The sequence below is a fragment of the Ktedonobacter sp. SOSP1-52 genome (assembly GCF_016587395.1).
In genome coordinates this window covers 82,388-100,059 of the sequence record NZ_BNJH01000007.1, presented here as the reverse complement: position 1 = coordinate 100,059, position 17,672 = coordinate 82,388, and the positions used below count along the sequence as shown (strand labels likewise).

The window sequence follows — 17,672 nt, the reverse complement described above, 5'->3', positions numbered from 1 at the left end:
CCAGGAAGCAAGAGAACACCTGTCACAGTGTTCTTGAGAGGATGGACAACGCTCTCCCAACAATGGCAAGACCCAAGAAGTGTATCCATTCAGCATAATTGTCTAGAAGCTGTTATGAACAGAAAGAGCAGTGACTCATCAAGAAAGAAAAGCGATGAAGCATGAGAACAGTAAAGGCCAGCAGGTGAAGACCAGTCAGCGTCTCTAGCAAGCGTTCATAATCACGAGCCAGGCGACGAAAACGAGTCATCCAGGCAAAGCTGCGCTCACCCACCCATCGGCGTGGCAAAAGCACGAATCCACGCTTGGCTTCGGGCAGTTTGACCACCTCCAGGCGTATGCCTTGCTCTTGAGCAGCCTGTGCGGCATTGTCTCCCGTGTATCCTTGATCGGCAAACGCCACCCGGACCTGCTGGCCTGTCACTGCTTGAACCTCGGCTGCCAGTTTCCAGGACTGGGAACGGTCCTGGGCATCGGCAGGCGTCACATGCAACGCCAACAGATGACCCAGAGTATCAACCGCCATGTGGACTTTACTGCCTTTGCGCCATCATAGCCTGCTCGATGACCGCTTTCTGGAGTCGATTGCAGCGTTCGGCTATCGAAGATGGCAGCTGTGGGCTCCTCTTCATGCCCTTGAAGCAGGCGCAGCAGCGCGCGCAGGTCATTGACCATGTCCTCAAAGACGCCATTCTTGAGCCAGCGCTGGGTTTGCTGGTAGACCGCTTCCCAAGGCGGCAAGTCGTGAGGCATCATGCGTCATTGGGCACCTGTGCGCACGATCCAACGCAAGCCGTTGAATACCTCGCGCAGACTATGTTCTCGTTGAGGCGCTTCTTCGGTCATCAAGGTCAGGTAAGGAGTCACAAAGCTCCATTCTTCATCATTAATATCACTGGGGTATGCTTTTCTTTCCATACTACTATTCTAACTAGTGTTCATAACAGCCTCTAGTAAGTAGAGGATAAAGAGAATGGACTGTCAAAGTCAAGAGCGCAATCCCCGATCAGATGCTGGCCCCTGGCTCTCACGCAGATCCAGATCGTTATCGGGAGGAAGGAATCCCCATTGTGTGAAGAGGTTGAGTGCTGCGAGCCTTCGTTTCCGGGTGTGTTCGAATCGACGAGGAAAGGCCTCCAGACGTAAACGGAGAAAATCTTGTGGTGATAGAGGGAGTAGAGGGATATAGGGAAGCGCCTCAAACGGATTGTCTTTGGAATAGATGGTGTGATTATTACAGGGTCTGCAACAAAAGACAAAATTGACGGCACTATCAGTTGCCACGAAGCCCGATGAAGGAGAGTGAGCGACGGCGAGCACGGTTTGAGGCGCATGTAATTTGACTCGATTTGTCGCCGAAAGGGGCGTTTATGCGTCCGAAGTCAAAACTGGCAAATTTATGCATCAGTTTCTCGACCAAGGATTGGCCTTGTATCTAAAAGTTCGTCTCAATTAGGACGCGGTATAACCGTATTCGCTGCTATACTCAAGCAAAAAGTTGAAAGATGTAGAAGGAGCTAAAACGATGACGGAACAGAAAAGTAAAGCAGAACTTTTAGAATTGAGACGTGTGCTCTATATGCATTTCGATGCGCTGATCGCAGGTCTGAGTGAGCAGCAGATACAAATGCCGGGGGTGAATGGCGACTGGTCGGTCAAGGATCACATCGCCCATCTGACGTTCTGGGAGCGCGTGAACCTGCTTGAAATGTTGAAAGCTATCCAGCAGGGTACGAGCTGGACTGATCCAGGACTTGAGAGTACCGAAGAAGTGAGAGACAAGACCAACCAGCAGGTCTACCTGCAAAACAAGGACCGTTCACTAGCAGACGTGCTATCCGAATTTCAGGCAACGCATCAGCAGGTCATGGAGTATCTCGAAAAGCTGAGCGAGGAGGAATTGAAGACGCCATACGAATGGTTAGGAGGGTACACGATCATCACATGGCTAAGCGAACCAAGCGGGCATTACAACGAGCACGAGCAGTATATTCGCGACTGGTTGGCGAGGCAGAGCAGCGCAAAGGAGTAGGCACTTTCTGAGCATTCAGCTATGGCGCGAGGAGGCTCGGCGCTTCCTCGTGTCATAGCATTTTCAACTAACCAATCTGCCAGACTTGTTGAAGCATCTGGACACGGTACAGTATGACACAGACTCACATGATGGTGGTTCAATCAGAAAAAGGCAGGCGCTGCCATCTCGGCAAAGATATAGGCTCAGCCCACGGGATGCGCAATGAGCTTTAACTTATCAGTGAGACAACTTGATCGCATTCTTCTTGCCTCTCCTGATGCTATAAGGCAGAAGTAGCTCTGAACTCTTTCTAGGAAGAAACACAAGAAACGGGTTTGTGAAGCTACTTGAGCTAAAAGTGCATCTCGTAGAAAGAAGCACTCTTTTGTGCAAGAGTCCTGGAGTCCTCAGGGTATAACAGCGCTTTGTCGTACCATACGCCTATTTCATGGCATTTACGACCTCCTCTGTTGAGAGAACCGCATGAGCGAGAAAATGGTAGTTAATGAGCGCAGCAGTGTAGCCGTCACCCCACTCGGGGTGGCGGGGAGCCGCTGTTGCATCTTTTGCGACGGCAACCTCAAATCCTTGCTCAAGCAATTCTCGCAAGTGAGACTCGACACACATGTTTGCCAACATTCCTCCCAGAATCACTTTATTGATACGACGCTTCCGGAGTTGCAACACGAGGTCATTCGTCTGCGGTCCCCAAACTCGGTGAGGGCTCGCGAGGATGGTCTTGCTGTCCTCGATATAGGGTTTGAAGCGCTCCAGCCAGTCGGCACCTGAGCCAGCGAAGCCATCCAGCTGGAGCACTCCTCGGCGCGCAAACATCTGCGTCTCATGCTCGACCGTTTCGAGGGGATCGTTGAACATCCACCCGGCGTCCGTGGGATAGAAATAGTGCGGGGAGATGAAAAACGCATATCCCCTCACTTTGCCTGCTTGGAAAATGCGCTCCATGTTTTCAATCGTCTTATTTTCTCGGACACTCTCCTTGACCCATTCCCATCCAAGGCCATTCTCACTCAACACGTCATTTTGCGGGTCAATAAAGACAACGCCGGTGTCATCTGTGGTAAAGGACATCTGCCGGGACATTCCTTCCTCCTTTTGAAAAGCGAACTCAGAACAACTGCTGAGGCAATATTCACTAAAAAACGGATGGTACGTGGAGCGTGTCGGTCTTTGGATACACCGCAAAGGACAATGATGAACGCTTGCGAGATGCGAGAACGAACGGTCTGTCACTCCACACTATTTCAGAGTCGCCCGTACCCCCCCTCTCCGAACCAGTACATGCCGTTTATAGCGGCATACGGCTCTCCCCTTCGCCTGAGTACTTGCTTCTGAGTTATCGGGACAGCATCATATCTCGCCTCGCTCCACGCTGAATCGATAAGTGTCGCCTTGCAGGAGGTAGTGCACACTCGTGGTGAGGGATGCCTTCGTTGCCGCAGCAGCTTTAAAATCGTCCAACCCTGAGAGAAAAACGGAGAAATCGTTAAAGTGGATCGGGATAGCCACACGAGGATGGACGATCTTCACTGCCTGCACACCCTGCTCCCCGTTCATAGTGACCAGTATGCCCAGGAGCGTTGTGCCTCCGACGTGGAAGAGCCCCAGGTCAATGTCGGGGTAGCGTTTGGGAATGTCGTAAAGGAGATCATGGATGAGTGTATCTCCCGTAATATAGAGGCGGAACAGATGTTTTCCTCCTTGGCTGAACTCTAACATACTGCCTATCACTGGCGGTAGGAGCTCGACAACTTCGTCAGGAGCGTGCTTTGCGGGCATGGCTGTCACGAGGAGTTGGGCGTCGCCCTTTCTGACTGGTTGCGCTTCCCAGGTGTCAATCGTGTGGAGGTTCGTAAATCCCAGCTGAGTGAGCTGTTCCGCCGCGTACCCGTTTGTGACAATGGGAATCTGCTTGTCTAGCTCCCTCGCTGCCACTTCATCAAAGTGATCGCCGTGATAGTGCGAGAGGACGATCAGGTCGAGTGGCGGCAGGTCCTGGGGAGAGCAAGCCGGTTCGACCTCGCGCCGGGTATATACGCCGTGACCTAGTGGTGTGTAGCCGCCTTTATGCAAAAAGGCGGGATCGGTGAGAAGCGTGAACCCCGCGTACGTGATGAGGGTGGTGGCGTTCCCAATAAAGTAGACTTCCCCAGCCCCGGTGCTGAAACAATCTCATCGAACAAGATCATCGCTTCATCAAACGGCTGACGAAGCCAGGAACGGGCTTTTTCTCCTTCGCGACGGCGTGGCAAACATTACAAGGATATGAGGCCATGAACATGATCAGAAAGGGACAACTGCAAGGAGTGGCGAAAGGAGATGTGAGAAGCCAGAGCGCATTGATCTCCACACTGTTTGGAGTGGCTGCCTAAGAAGGAGCGAGAAATTCATCCCACGCCCAATTATTTGTCTCATCTTTCTTGCAACACAACCACCGGAAAAGCCGGGGGCGCGTTTCTTGCAGGTAGAAGGCTCAGTCCTCAGTGGAAAGAAGGCCAAGCGTCCGCGCTCGTGCAACCGCCTGGGTGCGATTGGCGACGTCGAGTTTGCTGAGGATATTACTGACATGACGCTTAATCGTACCGGCTGCGACCACCAAGGTTTCCGCAATTTCCTGGTTCGAGGCACCGTGTGCGAGCAGGTGTAACACTTCCAGTTCACGCGTGCTCAACGGGTCTATCAGTGTCGGAGGGGGTTCGCTTTTCAGACGGGTTGGTTGAGCTTCCGGCCTCTGGCTGAATGCATGCAAAAGCGTCTCCAGATAGGGGCGATCTTCCTCCCGGTGCTCCTGTTCTCTGAGTTGGGAGAGCAATTTCGCTATGAGCAGTCCTTCGTCCACAAAGCGACGGATGTAGCCTTCGGGTGCGCCCAGATGCACCGCTTGCGCCAGCAGTGCCAAGGCTTCTCGCTGTTGCTGGAGCATGTGATACGCCCGCACCTGCAACAGCCACATTTCTAGCACATGGTACCACCGCTGCGTAGTTGTTGCCCGTTCTACCAGAGAGTGAAGCAGGTGCAAGGCATATTCCGGCTGGGATTCGGCAAGCAGCAGTCGGGCGAACGCAACGCTCTGTTTTTCCCGCGCCAGAGAAGAAACCAATGGCGCTTCCCGCTGCAGATTTTTCGCCCAGTGTCGTGCCTGCTCCAGATCGCCACATGCCAACCAGAAACGCATCTGATCAACACAGCTCCAGAGCGCCGTGCGATAGGGTGATGCCATGATGCGCCCGACGTATGCTAATTGTTGTGAGACGTTTCTGGCCTCATCCCATCGCTCTTGCGAGAGGGCGAGCTGCAACAAGATGGTATAGCCGAATGGTAAAAACGCCAACATCTCGGCCTGTTCGCCCAGCCGGATCGCCTGTTCGGCCAGGCACCGGGCTTCCTCTAATCGGTTCCATTCATGCAAGATCTTTGCTTGATAGGTATAGGGCCAGCACAGCAGAGCGGGCTGGTGCCCCTCAACGGTATGGAGCGCGTGGATCGCTTGCTGGCTCAATTGCCAGGCCTGGTGCAAGTTCCCCGCCATCAGGCTTTCCCATATAGCCTCACGCAAGTAGACGCTCTCGAGCACGTGCTCACCTTCCGCTTTGATCCGGCTCAATGCGGCCTGCATCTGCTGCATCGCACGCTTGAAATCCCCCTCAGAGATGTTCGCCCGAGCCTTGGCAAACGCCACCTGGAGCCGTGCGGCCCATTGCTGCTCCTCCAGATGGGTCAGCGCATCCTGACAGAAGGCCTGGGTTGCTCCTGCATCTCCATGATAGAAACCCGCAATCGTGGCCTGCAAGGCGGCGATTTCGCCCAGGAGCGACGTGGGGGCCGCTGGTTCGTGTCTGCCTCGCACGTTGCCTGTCTGTTCTTCCCGCTGATGAGTTCGTGTCCAGGCGCTTCTGGCATCGCGCAACCAGCTTTCGGTAACCCCTGGCGATGCAATCCAGAACAGGCTCTGGGCCTTGGCCAGGCATAAACGCGGTCGCTCACACACAACCTCACGGGGAAGTTGCTCAATCCAGGAGAGAAGCGACGCGTCCCTGAACCGACTCCAGATGTGCTGGCTGGGGATCTGCTCCATCAGTTGTGCTGCCCAGGACCACTCGTGCGCCTGCAGCGCGTGCTGGATGGCTTCACTGCGCATCTGATGTGCCGCATACCACTGACTGGCCCGCAGATGCAGAAGCGGCACCTCGGTGGGAGAGGTCTGCTCCAACTGAGCGCGCAATACCTCGGTAAAGAGAGGGTGGTAGGCATACCACTGGCGCTGCTCATCAAGGAGACTCAGAAAGAGATTGGCCCGTTCGACTTCTTCCAGGAAGAGCTGGCTGTCCTGCTGCTGTAGAACAGCATTACACAGGGAGTTACATAGACGGGGGAGGATGGACGTTCGCAGGAGAAAGGTCCGCACCTGCTCTGGCTGGCGGTTCAGCACCTCCTGCACCAGGTACTCGAACAGAGTGGGTTGGGTTCTCTGGAAGGCTTGGAGCAGATCTTTCGGGGGTGTCTGCCCTTTGAAGGCGAACGCCGCCAGTTGCATGGCAGCCCACCAGCCCTGTATGTGTGCGCCCACTTTCTGGATGTCCTGCTCGGTAAACCGAGGATCCATCACACCGTGCAGGAAAGCGGTCATCTCCTCCCTGGTCGCGCGCAACTGCTCGGTGCGTAATTCCAGGATCTGAGCCTGAGTACGTAGCCGAGCCAGGGAAAAAGGGGGATTTGTCCGCGTCGCCAGCACCACACACAGGGTAGGTGGCAGGTGCTTGAGCAGCGAGACCAGCAGGGCATGGATCGCTGGCTCCGTAATCTCCTCATAATTATCCAGTACCAGCACCAGGGGTTCGTTAAGCTGGGCCAGGCCATTGATCAGAGCCGTGAGCATCGCTTGCCAGGAGGGTTGCGGGGTATCATGAAGTGCCGCAAAGGGGAGGAGCGAGAGCCCCGGCTGGCACTGTTCCAGTGCAGTCAGCACGTAGGTCCAAAACTGAAAGGGAACGTTGTCGCTCGCGTCAAGCGACACCCAGGCTACTGGCGGGTGGCCTGGAGCAAACGAACGAACCCAGCTTGCGAGGAGCGTGGTTTTCCCAAAGCCTGCAGGGGCAGAGACGAGCACGACGCGTTGGTGGAGACCTGCATTAAGCAAGGGCAGGAGGTGAGGGCGAGCGATGATCTCATGGGAAGAGACCGGGACGAGAAACTTGGTTGCAAGCAGTGGTTGAGGAAACGAGCGTGGGATGGGCTCGGGAGCATTGTTCTGGCATTCACGGTCTTTCTGGCCCATGATCGTTCACCCCTTTCTGCATCTTCCTCTGCTTTTTTGGAGCAAGCATGTCAATCCTTTGAGAAAACGCTTTGCCGCACCACATGGAGGAAGCCTCTGCTCCTTATCACTATAGCATCTTCCTCTGTCGGAATATACCCCTGGGCATTTGGTTCTGCGGCCAAAAGAAGGACAACAAAACGATACAACTTTCGTAACATTACTCGGTTGTCATTACTCCCTGAAAATACCTCTTTCGACACATGATTGCCCCTTCTTCTTTGCAGTATACTCCGACAGTCAGCACATCAACCGCCAGTAGAAACGCTGGCGAAATGTGATGGATGACGCCTTTTGCCCACTCGGGGCAGGAGAGATTCTTCATCAGGGATGAGGTACGTGAAAGGGAAATTGCGGCGTGGTTTCTACAACCGAAGAAAAAAAATACTCAGCGTCGTTCGTAGCATGGCTGATTTCCTGCATAAAAGAGAGGGGACTGTTGCAGAGAAGACAGAGGAAGATCGAAGATATAGAACCTCTCCCCTATCGTTATCATACCTTTGGATTTATTGAAAGCGATCGTCAAGAAGTGCAGCGTTTGCAACAAGCGCAGCTGGAATATGGCATCTATGCGTGTATTCCCGGAACCCAGCACACCTATGAAGCGGTAATCCAATCGCTTGTCGGGCTCGATTTACGTCGGCAATATGAAGCACGCAAGCAAAGAAATCACATGTCCTCACCAAAGCGGCACCAAACCATCACGGTGAAAAGGAGGAACCAAGAGGGGGCTTCTGATGAAACAAGAGCACGAGCTCCACAGCGGGACGTCTGTCCCCACAACCATGGTGCTCAAGAAGACCATCGTTGAGAAGAGAGAAGGCAGAAACACATGAGAACAGACGCATACAGCAAGAGGAGATGAAACGGGAGAGGCTATGGCCACAAAAAAACACGTGCAGGCAATCGTTGAGCAATTGGGATTAATTGATCTAGGAGAGGCACAATCCTACTGGGAAAAGGAGAGAAAACGGATGACGATCATGCAAGAAGTGCAAGACATCGTTGAGCAATTGGGATTAATTGATCTAGGAGAGGCTCAACAGTATGGGGGAAATGGAACAATGGAGAAAGACGTGAACGACAACCAGCGAAAACAACGCCTTGACGCGAAGGCACCTATCCCAGAGCCGGAGGAACGCGGCGTAGCTTTCATGGGGATCAGCACGAAAGGCAAGGGCACAAAAGGAGCGTAGACGTGAAAATTGTGGTTGATTTAACCCGCATGGTAAGAGCCATGCACCGAAGGTGCACCACCCTGGATGAAAGCCATCTATTCTGAGACTTTCAGAGAAAAATGCCCTGAAATCTAGCTCTTACACTGTTTTGGTTACAGCTCACAACGTTCAAGAGAAACACTAAAAGCTCTTGACCTCAAGCACTTGAGGTTTTTTATACTACGGACATGAAGAAGATATCCACACTTCCGCATCAAGAAACCTCTACCATTCACGAGGTAGCTCAAAGAAGTGGGTTGAGCATTCCGATCCTCAGATATTACGAAGACATCGGGCTTGTGCCTGATGTCGAGCGTGATACGAGCAGTGGGCATCGACGCTATCGTGCTGACACGCTCCAGATGCTCGAGTCTCTGGCAAACTTGCGTGCCGTTGGCATGAGCGTAGAAGAGATGCGTACCTATCTGACCCTTGTGCTCCCAGGGCGACGAGACGGCAGTCGAAAAGCGAGACCTGTTTCAGGCACACGCCGAAGAAGTGGGAAAGCAGATTGCGCGGCTGCACATACGCCAACGCTACCTCTCGTTGAAAGTCACCTACTGGGATGCTCGGGCCCGTGGTGATCTGGACGAAGCCGCGCGCATCGCTCAAGAGTACGAAAGTATTGTGAAGGATTTAAGATAACTAATAAAGGCAGGAAACACATGGCAGGATTAATAACCACACCTTTCGGTGCGGCAACAACCGCGATGGAAGTCATTGAAGGGATCGATTTACGTGGGAAACGAGCCATCGTTACAGGTGGCGCGAGCGGTATCGGAGTGGAAACAGCTCGCGCTCTGGCACAAGCTGGTGCCGAAGTGATGCTCGCCGTCCGCAATACCAATGTAGGTGAACAGACAGCCGAAAATATCAGGCAAACGACAGGCAACCAGCATATTCACGTCGGACAGCTCGACTTGTCAGACCTGCATTCGGTCCGTGCGTTTGTGAGAGGCTGGGAGGGTTCACTTGATATCCTCGTCAACAACGCCGGAGTCATGGCCATTCCACAGCGGGAGGTCAGTGCGCAAGGACATGAGATGCAATTCGCCACGAACCATCTCGGCCACTTTGCGCTGGCGCTTGGTTTGCACGACGCGATGGCAGCGACAGGCCATGCGCGTATCGTGTCGGTCAGTTCGGTGGGTCATATCAATGGCGAGGTGGATTTTGATGACATCGACTTTCACCATCGCCCCTATGACGCATGGGTCGCCTATGGACAATCCAAGACAGCCAACATTCTGTTTGCAGTAGAAGCAGCCAGACGCTGGGCCGATGATGGCATCGTTGCCAATGCGCTGAACCCTGGCCGAATCGCCAGTACCAATCTTGGACGCTACCTGGAGGATGCACCGGTGAATCCCGCACAATCAGGTCCGGCAAGCACGGGGGTGTCGACTAAAAACATCGAACAAGGCGCGGCGACCTCTGTTTTGCTGGCCACCTCACCGCTCGTCGAGGGCGTCAGCGGTCGCTACTTTGAAGACTGCAACGAAGCTGGGCCGCATCAGCCCGGTATTCGTCGAGGGGTAACGGCATATGCAATCGACCCTGAGAACGCGGTACGATTATGGAGCACCTCACAGAACATGCTCAACGAAGCACAATGACGCGGAAGCGCATCTGGTACGTCAGACAAAGAGTCCTCACTTCATCTGTTCTGTTGACACAGGAAAGAAATATGCTCTTCAGATAGATACTCAATGCTCTTCTGGAGAGTTGTAAATCACTTTTTTCTATGAGGCAAAAAACACACAATGACGTGGGTAGATAGCAAGTGGCTCGGGAGGCCTCGGCGGTTGCGTAAAGGCTCATCTGAGAAATAATGGTTTGCCTCATTTCATTATGCGATTTTTGCCTCACAAACAAAAGTGATTTACACGTATTGTCCGCATCGCCGCTCCTTCAGGGCGTGAGTGGACGATACTTCGAGGACTGCAACGAGGCTCTCGTGGTAACGAAGGCCAATGGCTACGCGAGTGGCGTGGCACCCTATGCCCTCAATGCCGAGAATGCTGATCGCCTCTGGGAAGCATCATTGCGCCTCTTTGCCTGATACTTCCGTTCTCTCTCCTATGTACCTCTTTCTGAGTGAAAGAAAATGCCATGAGCACTCTACAAACGACCATTCCAATGACAATTGGCTTCGTGGGCCTCGGGGACCAGGGAGCGCCGATCGCCCGCGCCATTTCTGAAGCTGGCTATGAACTCCATGTATGGGCGCGACGTTCACAGTCGCTCGAAGCGTTGACAGGAGTGAAGTATCAAGCCTATGACACTGTCAGCGAGATGGCGGCAGCAAGTGACCTGGTGGGGCTCTGCCTCACCGAAGACTCCGATATCCAGCGCGTTGCCCTTGACGGTGGCCTTTTGGCGAACATGAAGCCAGGCTCGGTACTGGTCAACTATGGGACAGGTCTTCCCGCGTTTGCCGCCGAACTCACCACCATTGCATCTGCATACCAGGTCCACGTGATCGATGCTCCGGTCAGCGGCGGCCATTCAGGTGCAGTTGCGAAGCAACTTCTGACGATGGTTGGAGGAGAGCCTGAGGTGGCGGAACGCTGTCGCCCGGTGTTTGAAACATTCTCCAAGAAAATCGCGTACCTGGGATTGGCGGGTTCAGGGCAGATGGCCAAGCTGATCAATAATGCCCTGTTGTTGATGAATATGAAGAATATTGAAGATATTCTTCAATTCGGAGAACACGCTGGTCTCGCAATCCCTGCTCTTATCGATGTGCTACGTGCGGGAACCGCAAGAAGTTACGCGCTCGAAACGCTCGGGACAATCCTTACCACCGAGAAGGCCCCCATCTCCAGAAGCTCCAGTTCATCGATATGGACCTGTTCGCCGAAGCTGTCGCCCTGGTCAGCTACGAAACAGAGGCCATGATCAGATATGCCGTTGCCGGAGCAACGGGCCTGACTGCTCAGATTGTCCGTGATAATGAAGATCTCCCCCGTTGGATTGTCTGCTTCGATGTCCTTGAGCAACTCGATGGAGTTCTTGGAATGACGCGTAGCCGCACATCTGGTCAATTCTTTGCCATCGCGGACCCGCAGGGCTCCATAGATCCACACCTTGTCATCACCACGACTGTATTCCAGGGGAGCTTTGATGCGATGCCCATCAGGCGACCACCCAGGGGCTGGCGCGAAGGTGCGCGGGGTTACCGGTCCGAGCTCATCAGCGCAGATGGTCGTCGATCCCGCTGGCGGTTGGGTGGAGTGGGTGACGACCGCAGTCCTTTTGGGACACGCGTCTTTGTCATCGCTGGTTCCCCAACTGTGAGTATGGCGCCAGCGCTTGCCTTCGCGGAGGTACATACGTCGGATCTGGCTCCGTTCGACCTGGATACCCGCGGCATGGGCAGAGTCGGTGAAGGCATCCAGGCTCCATTGGGCTGACCCTTCCTCATCTCGGGCATCCAGGGTTCCATCCGCATATCTTTCCAATTTCCCAGGGGGTGGTTGCTTCGCCAGGGCGAGAATCCGGCTGCGCTCCTGCTCAGTCAAACGCGGTTTGCGTCCTGCTCCTTCCCGCATCCCCAGGCCGTTGATCCCTTGCGCATTAAAGCGGTTCAGGTGGATGCACACGGTCCTGGGATGGCATGAGAGCGTGGTGGCGATCTCTTGCGGCGTCTTGCTTGCCCAACTCTCGACCACCATGTGGGCATGAAATTTCCAATCGGCTGGGGCATGAAGGCTCCTGGCGAGTTTGCGCACCTGGCGTTCTTCCTGCTTATCTTGTGCCGCTCGGGCTTGCACACGTTTGGGCATAGCTCTGCTCCTTTCTTGGTGACTTGCGTTCTTCTCTTTTAGCGTAGCACCAATGAGGAATAGAGCAGTAGCGGTTGCCTGCATCACCTTGAATCCAGGTTGTTTCAGGCAATGGATCTCTCGCCCTGACGCTTTTTGGGACCATGTAAAAATACCACCAGAAGATGGCAGGCAGCACAAAGAGCTCCAACGGTTCTCCACGCTGACCCCTGATCTGCTTCGCTTGGTTGATTGGCTCCAAACTACCCACTGCATTATTGCCCCATCCACTGACTGCCACTCCCACTCGATCCCTTGCACTTCATCATATTCCATGAGTCCAGCTCGCCAGAGTGCCTTAAAGAAGCCTTTCTGCTCCCATTCTTGAAAGCGATCGTTAACTGTGGAACTCGCTCCCAACTCCCGAGGTAAAGCATTCCATTGTATCCCCATGCGTAAGACGTACATGATGGCTGCAAAAGCTTTGCGATTTTCCATCCGAGGTCTTCCTCCCTTGGCATGCGAGGGAACTGGCGGGATCAGTGACTTGACTTTCTCCCACCATGCTTCGCTTCCCTCCCATGGGTGCGTCCTTGCCATTAATTGCTTCCTCTTGTATCTTCCCAAAATGCGCATCAGAAGAGCCTCATGGCAAGAGGAACTCATCGCCACGCATCCGTGAAGCGCTTGCAACCCGTTTCGCTCCCAATCCCATCTCTGATTATCTTTCTGAAACGGGTTGGGAAAGCTCGTTTTGTTGGATCAACTCCTCAGAGACGTTCCAGAGCCGTTGGCGTACCTCCGCATCATAAGAATGCGTAGAAGAAGGGATCTGCTTGCAGTCGGAGAAGTACTTCCCACTCACCCTTTCAACCTCAGGTGAGGTCGCTAGGTAGAGCGTCGTCTGCGCCCCTTTCTCTTCAGATATACCAGTCAGGAAGTAGAGGACCTCCCCAAAGACATGTATAAGACCCTTTGTGCCGCCGTTGAAACCAGAGTGAACTCGACCAGGATGAAGCGCGTTAACTGTGACGTCTGCGTCCTTGAGCCGATCAGCTAATTCGTAGGTAAAGTAGATCTGTGCGAGCTTGGCCTGGTTATAGGCTTTCACGAAGTTATATTTTTGTGCCCCTTGCAGATCGGCAAAATCAATTTTTCCATGAGGATGCGCGTCTGAACTGACGTTGATGATGCGAGCCGGAGCGCTCGCTTTAAGCACATCCAGCAACAGCTCTGTCAGCAGAAAAGAGGCCAGGTAATTGACCGTAAAGGTCTGCTCCAACCCATCAGGTGTCGCTTTGCGCTCTCCATAAATACCTCCAGCATTATGGATCAGAACGTGAAGTTGAGCATATTTCTGTTTGAACTCGCTGGCCACGCGACGTACCTGCGAGAGATCTGAAAGGTCCGCGACGAGCAGCTCGACCTGGTCGTTCGAGCTTTCCTTTATGATCTCTGCCCGCACAGCTTCTCCTTTCGCACGATTGCGGCAGACCATCACCACGGTCGCGCCCATTTTGGCCAGTTCTCTGGCTGTGACTTTGCCAATGCCTGAACTACTGCCTGTCACCAGGCAAACTTTTCCTTGCATGCTCTTGTTATTCATGGTCATGGTTCCTATCTCCTGCTTGTTTGAAATGACGTGGAAGCCTCTCGGGCAAGCCCTGTTCCCTCTTCAAAGGCACTTGCCTCTTCCATGCTCAGAGTGTAAACTATAGAGCCGTGTCTATAGTCAAGTCGTTTTAGGAGAAGATTCCCATGCGCATCAAAGAATTAGAAGAAAAGACCGGTTTGACACGTCATACGATACGTTTTTATGAGAAACAAGGGTTCCTCAGGAAGCACGCTATCCGCCGCGAGGGAAACAATTATCGGGATTATTCCGAGGAGACGGTTCCTTATCTCCTGATGCTCAAAGCAGGTCAGGCAGCAGGGTTTACATTAGCAGAGCTCAAAGAACTCATCAGCGCAGATGAGGCGAATGAACTTTCTCTCCAAAGAAAAGTTGAGCTTCTTCGCTCGAAGATGAAGGAGATCGACAGAAAAAAAGCCGAATTAGACCAGATACAGGCGTACCTCGCATATAAGTTGACGTTGATCGATCCCGAAGCAAATGGAACTACTTGTGGCAATATTGGCACCATTCCCGAAATGCTGACAGGCCCTTTTTCCACCGTGTGGAATGTATGCTTGTGTAAATCAGCGAAATAAATGAGGGAAGAATTGAGGGAATGAGTGAGGGAAGCAAGGATGTTTGAGCGGAAAAAGAGTGAAAAAGATGGAGAAAGAGCGAGGAAAGGAGAGGAATCCCTCACGGAGCCTGCCAAAAAGAGGATCCTGGAGCGTGCAAAATAGGAGCAAAGTGAGCGATGGGTGTGCGAGGCAGGAGAGGGTCATTGGCGGAAGAACAGCGCAGGAGATGCTGAGTGGAATGGGTGTGTTGGGTCTGGTGAAGAGGCGTCTGGAGCGTATTGGCACCAGGACCTTAAAGAGTGTGCAAAAAAAAACCTCAAAGAAAGGGAAGAAGAGGATCGGCCTCTTTTTTTGCGGAGTAATTGGGGAGAAATCTGAAGAAGAACATGAGGGGTATGGAGGGGGAAGGGAAAGAGCAGAGAAAAGAGGGAACAAGAAGCAGCCTGGAGTGAACCCAAGGAGCCAGACCAAGAGTTGAGGAAGGCAGTGGTAGAGTGAGAAGAGAAGTCAAAAAAGGAGCCAACAGATGAGCGGAAGGGTTCACTCACGAGAATTGAAACTCAAGGTAGTGCGCCAATTAACAGCTGGTGAACGGCGTCCAGCCCAAGTCTGTCGAGAGTAGAATCTTGCGCCCAGTGTCATCTCGCGCTGGCAAAAAGAATACTAGTTGCATGGAGAAGCCGCCTTTGTGAGCAGGGGAGAAACTGAGCCATCTGCTCAGGAGAAAATTGCCGAATTGGAGCGCTTTTGTGGGCAGTTGGCGATGGAGAATGCCTTATTAAAAAAAGCATTGGGCAAGCTCCCGTTGAGCAACGGCATGCCGTTGTTGAGCATGCTCTAGAGGAGCAGATGCCCTTCTCTCTTCGTCAACTCTGCCAGCTGATGCAGATCAATCGCGCATGGTACTCTGCCAAGCACCACAAGCCGGATGAAAGCTGGAAACAGGAAGAGCAGGTGGCATTGCGTGATGAGATCGAACAGATTGTCTTGGATTTTCCAGGCTATGGGTATCGTCGTGTGACGAAGGCATTACAGCGAGCAGGTCGGCATATCAACCATAAGCGGATCTTGCGTATCATGCGGGAAGAGTCCCTGTTGTGTCACTTAAAGCGGCATTTTGTGCGCACGACTGACTCGCATCATCCTTACCCGGTGTATCCCAACCTGGTCAATGGATACACGCCAGGCGCTCCCGATGTGATCTAGGTGGCGGACTTAACCTCCATCCGGCTCAGGAGCGAGTTTGTGTACCTGGCTTGCATTGTGGATGCCTCCTCTCGGCGGTGTGTCGGGTGGAACCTCTCACGCCGGATGGATGCCTTGTTGGTGCTTGGGCCTTGGAAAACGCGCTGGCAACACGAGAGGTGAAACCAGGGCTGATCCATCATTCGGATCGTGGTGTGCAGTATGCTTGCACTGCCTATGTGGAAAGGCTCCAGAGTGTGGGGATTCAGGTCAGTATGTCGGCTAAGGGCAACGCCTATGACAACGCCAAGGCGGAGAGCTTCTTCAAGACCTTAAAGCAGGAGGAGGTGTATCTCAAAGCCTATCAGACCTTTGAGGAGGCACACAGCAACATCGGCCAATTCCTTGACGATGTCTACAATACCAAGCGCTTGCATTCGAGCCTGGGATATATGCCTCCCGCTGAATTTGAAGCAGCATATTATCAGCAGATGTTGCCTTGACTTACCTTCTGGTCTGCTATCAAGGGTTCACTCCAGTAAATTGATCGCGCTCCCTTTCGGAAAAAAGGATCGTTCTTTCAAGACGTTGTTTGCCTACGTGATGATGGGCAACCTAAACCAGAACGTCGAGCCTTCTCCTGGCGCACTTTCCACGCCGACTTCGCCTTGATGTTGGGCAATGAGTGTCTGACAGATGTAGAGGCCCAGACCTAATCCTTTCCCCAAAACATCCGATTGAATAGGAGTGCTTTTGGCCTGGTGATAGCGCTGCCAGATCGCCTTCTGCGCTTCTGTTGTGAGACCTGGTCCCTGATCGCGCACCCAGACGCGTACATGGTTCTCCTGAAGCGTCACGCCAATGACGACAGGCAGGCTTGGGCTCGAATAACGCAGGGCATTGGTCACATAGTTCGTGAGGGTATTGTCAACTTGACGAAGAAATGGAAGAGTTTTTTGAGGGAAAGGGAGAAAGACGGGAAAGAAGCGGAGGATTGGAGCGGATGGTGTGGTGTCAGGCGGCAGCTTTCCCGCCAGTCACCTCGTTCCATGCAAGGAAACGATCCTGCATGAGGGCACGGTAATCTCTGGCGGTGAGGAGATGCCGTTTGGGTCGAAAGTGATCCAGGATCGGCCCAAACGCAGAGAGAAACCGTTGGGCTTGGCTAGGGGATTTGAAGCGCCTCAGGGTTCGTTCACGTTGCCGCGTCGGCTGGTGGGAACGTTCCGCTCGATTGTTTAAGCCCTTGTGTTGGCGGTGCTTAACGCTGGGCATGATTTCCCTCTTTGCGGCAGCGTAGCTAGCCAGCTTGTCCGTGATAATCACCCGTGGGACATATTGGAGTCCTTTGAGTAACTTGCGAAAAAACTTCTTGGCCGCATGCTTGTTGCGTCGGCTCTGCACGAGGATATCCAGGACGTTGCCCTCCTGATCAACCGCTCGCCAGAGATAGTGGGTTTTGCCATTGATCTTCAGGTACACTTCGTCTAAGTGCCACTTGTCTCCTGTTTTCGGACGGCGGCGTTTCAGTTTATTGGCATATGTCTGGCCAAACTTTAAACACCATTGCCGGATGGTTTCGTAGGTCAATACGGCTCCACGCTCCGCCATAATCTCTTCAATATCACGAAAACTCAAGGAGAAGCGAAAATACAACCACACGCAGTGGCTTATAATCTCTGGTGGGAAGCGAAAGCCTTTGTAGCGAGATGCAGATGCCAGTGTTTTCATGACGGTTAGTCTACCAGAAATTGTAGTCTCTCAGCAAGTTGACAATACCTTTCATATGGACTGTCTCTCCCTCTTGCTGGTTTCTCGCCACTACACGATTCATCACTTCTATCTTTCCCTCGGCTCGTTGAGACTTTTTATTTAGCTCCCACGCTGATAGTGTTGGCGAATTAACTTCCCTAGCTCAAACAGCGGAGAAATTGCCTCTTGTTGCAAGCTCAATTTTTGATTTC

18 protein-coding genes and 4 pseudogenes are annotated in these 17,672 nt (G+C 53.1%); 13 read left to right on the top strand and 9 right to left on the bottom strand.

All coding sequences use genetic code 11. The features are described from left to right. Positions 1-112: 112 nt before the first annotated feature. Positions 113-918 (bottom strand): annotated as a pseudogene (locus JMJ16_RS49855) (IS5 family transposase). 607 nt (positions 919-1,525) lie between these two features. Between JMJ16_RS49855 and JMJ16_RS49850 the strand changes: the two are divergent. Continuing rightward, a complete protein-coding gene (locus JMJ16_RS49850; RefSeq protein WP_201393816.1) occupies positions 1,526-2,032 on the top strand; it encodes a ClbS/DfsB family four-helix bundle protein in 507 nt (168 codons plus the stop codon). 423 nt (positions 2,033-2,455) lie between these two features. Here JMJ16_RS49850 and JMJ16_RS49845 read toward each other — a convergent pair whose 3' ends face one another. Both JMJ16_RS49845 and JMJ16_RS49840 read right to left on the bottom strand, forming a co-directional pair. Further along, positions 2,456-3,115 (bottom strand): isochorismatase family protein, encoded by a 660-nt coding sequence (locus JMJ16_RS49845; protein WP_201393814.1) that lies wholly within the window; start codon positions 3,113-3,115, stop codon positions 2,456-2,458. Between the two features lie 267 nt (positions 3,116-3,382). Continuing rightward, positions 3,383-4,168 carry an MBL fold metallo-hydrolase gene (locus tag JMJ16_RS49840; protein ID WP_201394405.1) on the bottom strand — a complete coding sequence of 262 codons (786 nt, stop codon included), beginning with the start codon at positions 4,166-4,168 and terminating at the stop codon, positions 3,383-3,385. 29 nt (positions 4,169-4,197) lie between these two features. Here JMJ16_RS49840 and JMJ16_RS49835 point away from each other — a divergent pair. Then, positions 4,198-4,404 (top strand): annotated as a pseudogene (locus JMJ16_RS49835) (DDE-type integrase/transposase/recombinase); the annotation flags it as partial. A gap of 101 nt (positions 4,405-4,505) precedes the next feature. Here the strand turns inward: JMJ16_RS49835 and JMJ16_RS49830 are convergent. Then, positions 4,506-7,307, bottom strand: a complete 2,802-nt coding sequence (locus tag JMJ16_RS49830) for a LuxR C-terminal-related transcriptional regulator (protein WP_201393812.1) — start codon at positions 7,305-7,307, stop codon at positions 4,506-4,508. A 397-nt stretch (positions 7,308-7,704) separates the two neighbouring features. Here JMJ16_RS49830 and JMJ16_RS49825 point away from each other — a divergent pair, with 397 nt between their 5' ends. The 6 genes from JMJ16_RS49825 to JMJ16_RS49800 all read left to right on the top strand — a co-directional run bounded on the left by JMJ16_RS49825 (position 7,705) and on the right by JMJ16_RS49800 (position 11,464). Continuing rightward, entirely contained in the window at positions 7,705-8,157 is a 453-nt protein-coding gene (locus JMJ16_RS49825) for a hypothetical protein (RefSeq protein WP_201393810.1), read from the top strand. Between the two features lie 67 nt (positions 8,158-8,224). Next, on the top strand, positions 8,225-8,542 hold the full coding sequence (locus JMJ16_RS49820) for a hypothetical protein (protein ID WP_201393809.1): 318 nt from the start codon (positions 8,225-8,227) through the stop codon (positions 8,540-8,542). 278 nt (positions 8,543-8,820) lie between these two features. After that, positions 8,821-9,147, top strand: coding sequence for a MerR family transcriptional regulator (locus tag JMJ16_RS49815; protein ID WP_236602102.1), 327 nt, complete (start codon positions 8,821-8,823; stop codon positions 9,145-9,147). A gap of 81 nt (positions 9,148-9,228) precedes the next feature. Then, positions 9,229-10,179, top strand: a complete 951-nt coding sequence (locus JMJ16_RS49810; RefSeq protein ID WP_201393808.1) for an SDR family NAD(P)-dependent oxidoreductase — start codon at positions 9,229-9,231, stop codon at positions 10,177-10,179. A 275-nt stretch (positions 10,180-10,454) separates the two neighbouring features. Next, a complete protein-coding gene (locus JMJ16_RS49805) occupies positions 10,455-10,625 on the top strand; it encodes a hypothetical protein (protein ID WP_201393806.1) in 171 nt (56 codons plus the stop codon). 50 nt (positions 10,626-10,675) lie between these two features. Beyond that, complete coding sequence (locus JMJ16_RS49800) at positions 10,676-11,464, top strand: NAD(P)-dependent oxidoreductase (RefSeq protein ID WP_236602101.1); 789 nt, start codon at positions 10,676-10,678, stop codon at positions 11,462-11,464. A gap of 92 nt (positions 11,465-11,556) precedes the next feature. On the opposite strand, the pseudogene JMJ16_RS49795 reads toward JMJ16_RS49800, so the two are convergent. The 3 genes and pseudogenes from JMJ16_RS49795 to JMJ16_RS49785 all read right to left on the bottom strand — a co-directional run. Then, a pseudogene (locus JMJ16_RS49795) lies at positions 11,557-12,606 on the bottom strand (helix-turn-helix domain-containing protein); the annotation flags it as partial. Beyond that, positions 12,607-12,930, bottom strand: a pseudogene (locus tag JMJ16_RS49790) (transposase); the annotation flags it as partial. It lies immediately after the preceding pseudogene. Between the two features lie 121 nt (positions 12,931-13,051). Next, entirely contained in the window at positions 13,052-13,942 is an 891-nt protein-coding gene (locus tag JMJ16_RS49785) for an SDR family oxidoreductase (protein WP_201381133.1), read from the bottom strand. Positions 13,943-14,088: 146 nt separating this feature from the next. Between JMJ16_RS49785 and JMJ16_RS49780 the strand changes: the two genes are divergently transcribed. From JMJ16_RS49780 to JMJ16_RS49760, 5 genes are all read left to right on the top strand, one after another. After that, positions 14,089-14,541, top strand: a complete 453-nt coding sequence (locus tag JMJ16_RS49780) for a MerR family transcriptional regulator (RefSeq protein ID WP_201381135.1) — start codon at positions 14,089-14,091, stop codon at positions 14,539-14,541. A 67-nt stretch (positions 14,542-14,608) separates the two neighbouring features. After that, on the top strand, positions 14,609-15,001 hold the full coding sequence (locus tag JMJ16_RS49775; RefSeq protein ID WP_201393804.1) for a hypothetical protein: 393 nt from the start codon (positions 14,609-14,611) through the stop codon (positions 14,999-15,001). 210 nt (positions 15,002-15,211) lie between these two features. Then, on the top strand, positions 15,212-15,364 hold the full coding sequence (locus tag JMJ16_RS49770; RefSeq protein WP_201393802.1) for a hypothetical protein: 153 nt from the start codon (positions 15,212-15,214) through the stop codon (positions 15,362-15,364). Between the two features lie 8 nt (positions 15,365-15,372). Then, positions 15,373-15,729 (top strand): IS3 family transposase, encoded by a 357-nt coding sequence (locus JMJ16_RS49765; RefSeq protein WP_201393800.1) that lies wholly within the window; start codon positions 15,373-15,375, stop codon positions 15,727-15,729. 131 nt (positions 15,730-15,860) lie between these two features. After that, the gene (locus JMJ16_RS49760) at positions 15,861-16,211 is read left to right on the top strand and encodes an integrase core domain-containing protein (protein WP_201393799.1); all 351 of its coding nucleotides are present in this window, start codon (positions 15,861-15,863) and stop codon (positions 16,209-16,211) included. Positions 16,212-16,304: 93 nt separating this feature from the next. Here the strand turns inward: JMJ16_RS49760 and JMJ16_RS49755 are convergent, their stop codons facing one another. Both JMJ16_RS49755 and JMJ16_RS49750 read right to left on the bottom strand, forming a co-directional pair. Continuing rightward, a complete protein-coding gene (locus tag JMJ16_RS49755) occupies positions 16,305-16,616 on the bottom strand; it encodes a sensor histidine kinase KdpD (RefSeq protein ID WP_236602100.1) in 312 nt (103 codons plus the stop codon). Positions 16,617-16,722: 106 nt separating this feature from the next. Next, positions 16,723-17,439, bottom strand: coding sequence for an IS6 family transposase (locus JMJ16_RS49750; RefSeq protein ID WP_201393798.1), 717 nt, complete (start codon positions 17,437-17,439; stop codon positions 16,723-16,725). Positions 17,440-17,672: the final 233 nt, after the last annotated feature.

Excerpts from the sequence above, each read along its gene's own strand:
- JMJ16_RS49850 (WP_201393816.1), top strand. The coding sequence starts at position 1,526 with ATGACGGAACAGAAAAGTAAAGCAGAACTTTTAGAATTGAGACGTGTG.
- JMJ16_RS49845 (WP_201393814.1), bottom strand. The coding sequence starts at position 3,115 with ATGTCCCGGCAGATGTCCTTTACCACAGATGACACCGGCGTTGTCTTT.
- JMJ16_RS49830 (WP_201393812.1), bottom strand. The coding sequence starts at position 7,307 with ATGGGCCAGAAAGACCGTGAATGCCAGAACAATGCTCCCGAGCCCATC.
- JMJ16_RS49820 (WP_201393809.1), top strand. The coding sequence starts at position 8,225 with ATGGCCACAAAAAAACACGTGCAGGCAATCGTTGAGCAATTGGGATTA.
- JMJ16_RS49810 (WP_201393808.1), top strand. The coding sequence starts at position 9,229 with ATGGCAGGATTAATAACCACACCTTTCGGTGCGGCAACAACCGCGATG.
- JMJ16_RS49800 (WP_236602101.1), top strand. The coding sequence starts at position 10,676 with ATGAGCACTCTACAAACGACCATTCCAATGACAATTGGCTTCGTGGGC.
- JMJ16_RS49785 (WP_201381133.1), bottom strand. The coding sequence starts at position 13,942 with ATGACCATGAATAACAAGAGCATGCAAGGAAAAGTTTGCCTGGTGACA.
- JMJ16_RS49780 (WP_201381135.1), top strand. The coding sequence starts at position 14,089 with ATGCGCATCAAAGAATTAGAAGAAAAGACCGGTTTGACACGTCATACG.
- JMJ16_RS49775 (WP_201393804.1), top strand. The coding sequence starts at position 14,609 with ATGGAGAAAGAGCGAGGAAAGGAGAGGAATCCCTCACGGAGCCTGCCA.
- JMJ16_RS49765 (WP_201393800.1), top strand. The coding sequence starts at position 15,373 with ATGCCCTTCTCTCTTCGTCAACTCTGCCAGCTGATGCAGATCAATCGC.
- JMJ16_RS49750 (WP_201393798.1), bottom strand. The coding sequence starts at position 17,439 with ATGAAAACACTGGCATCTGCATCTCGCTACAAAGGCTTTCGCTTCCCA.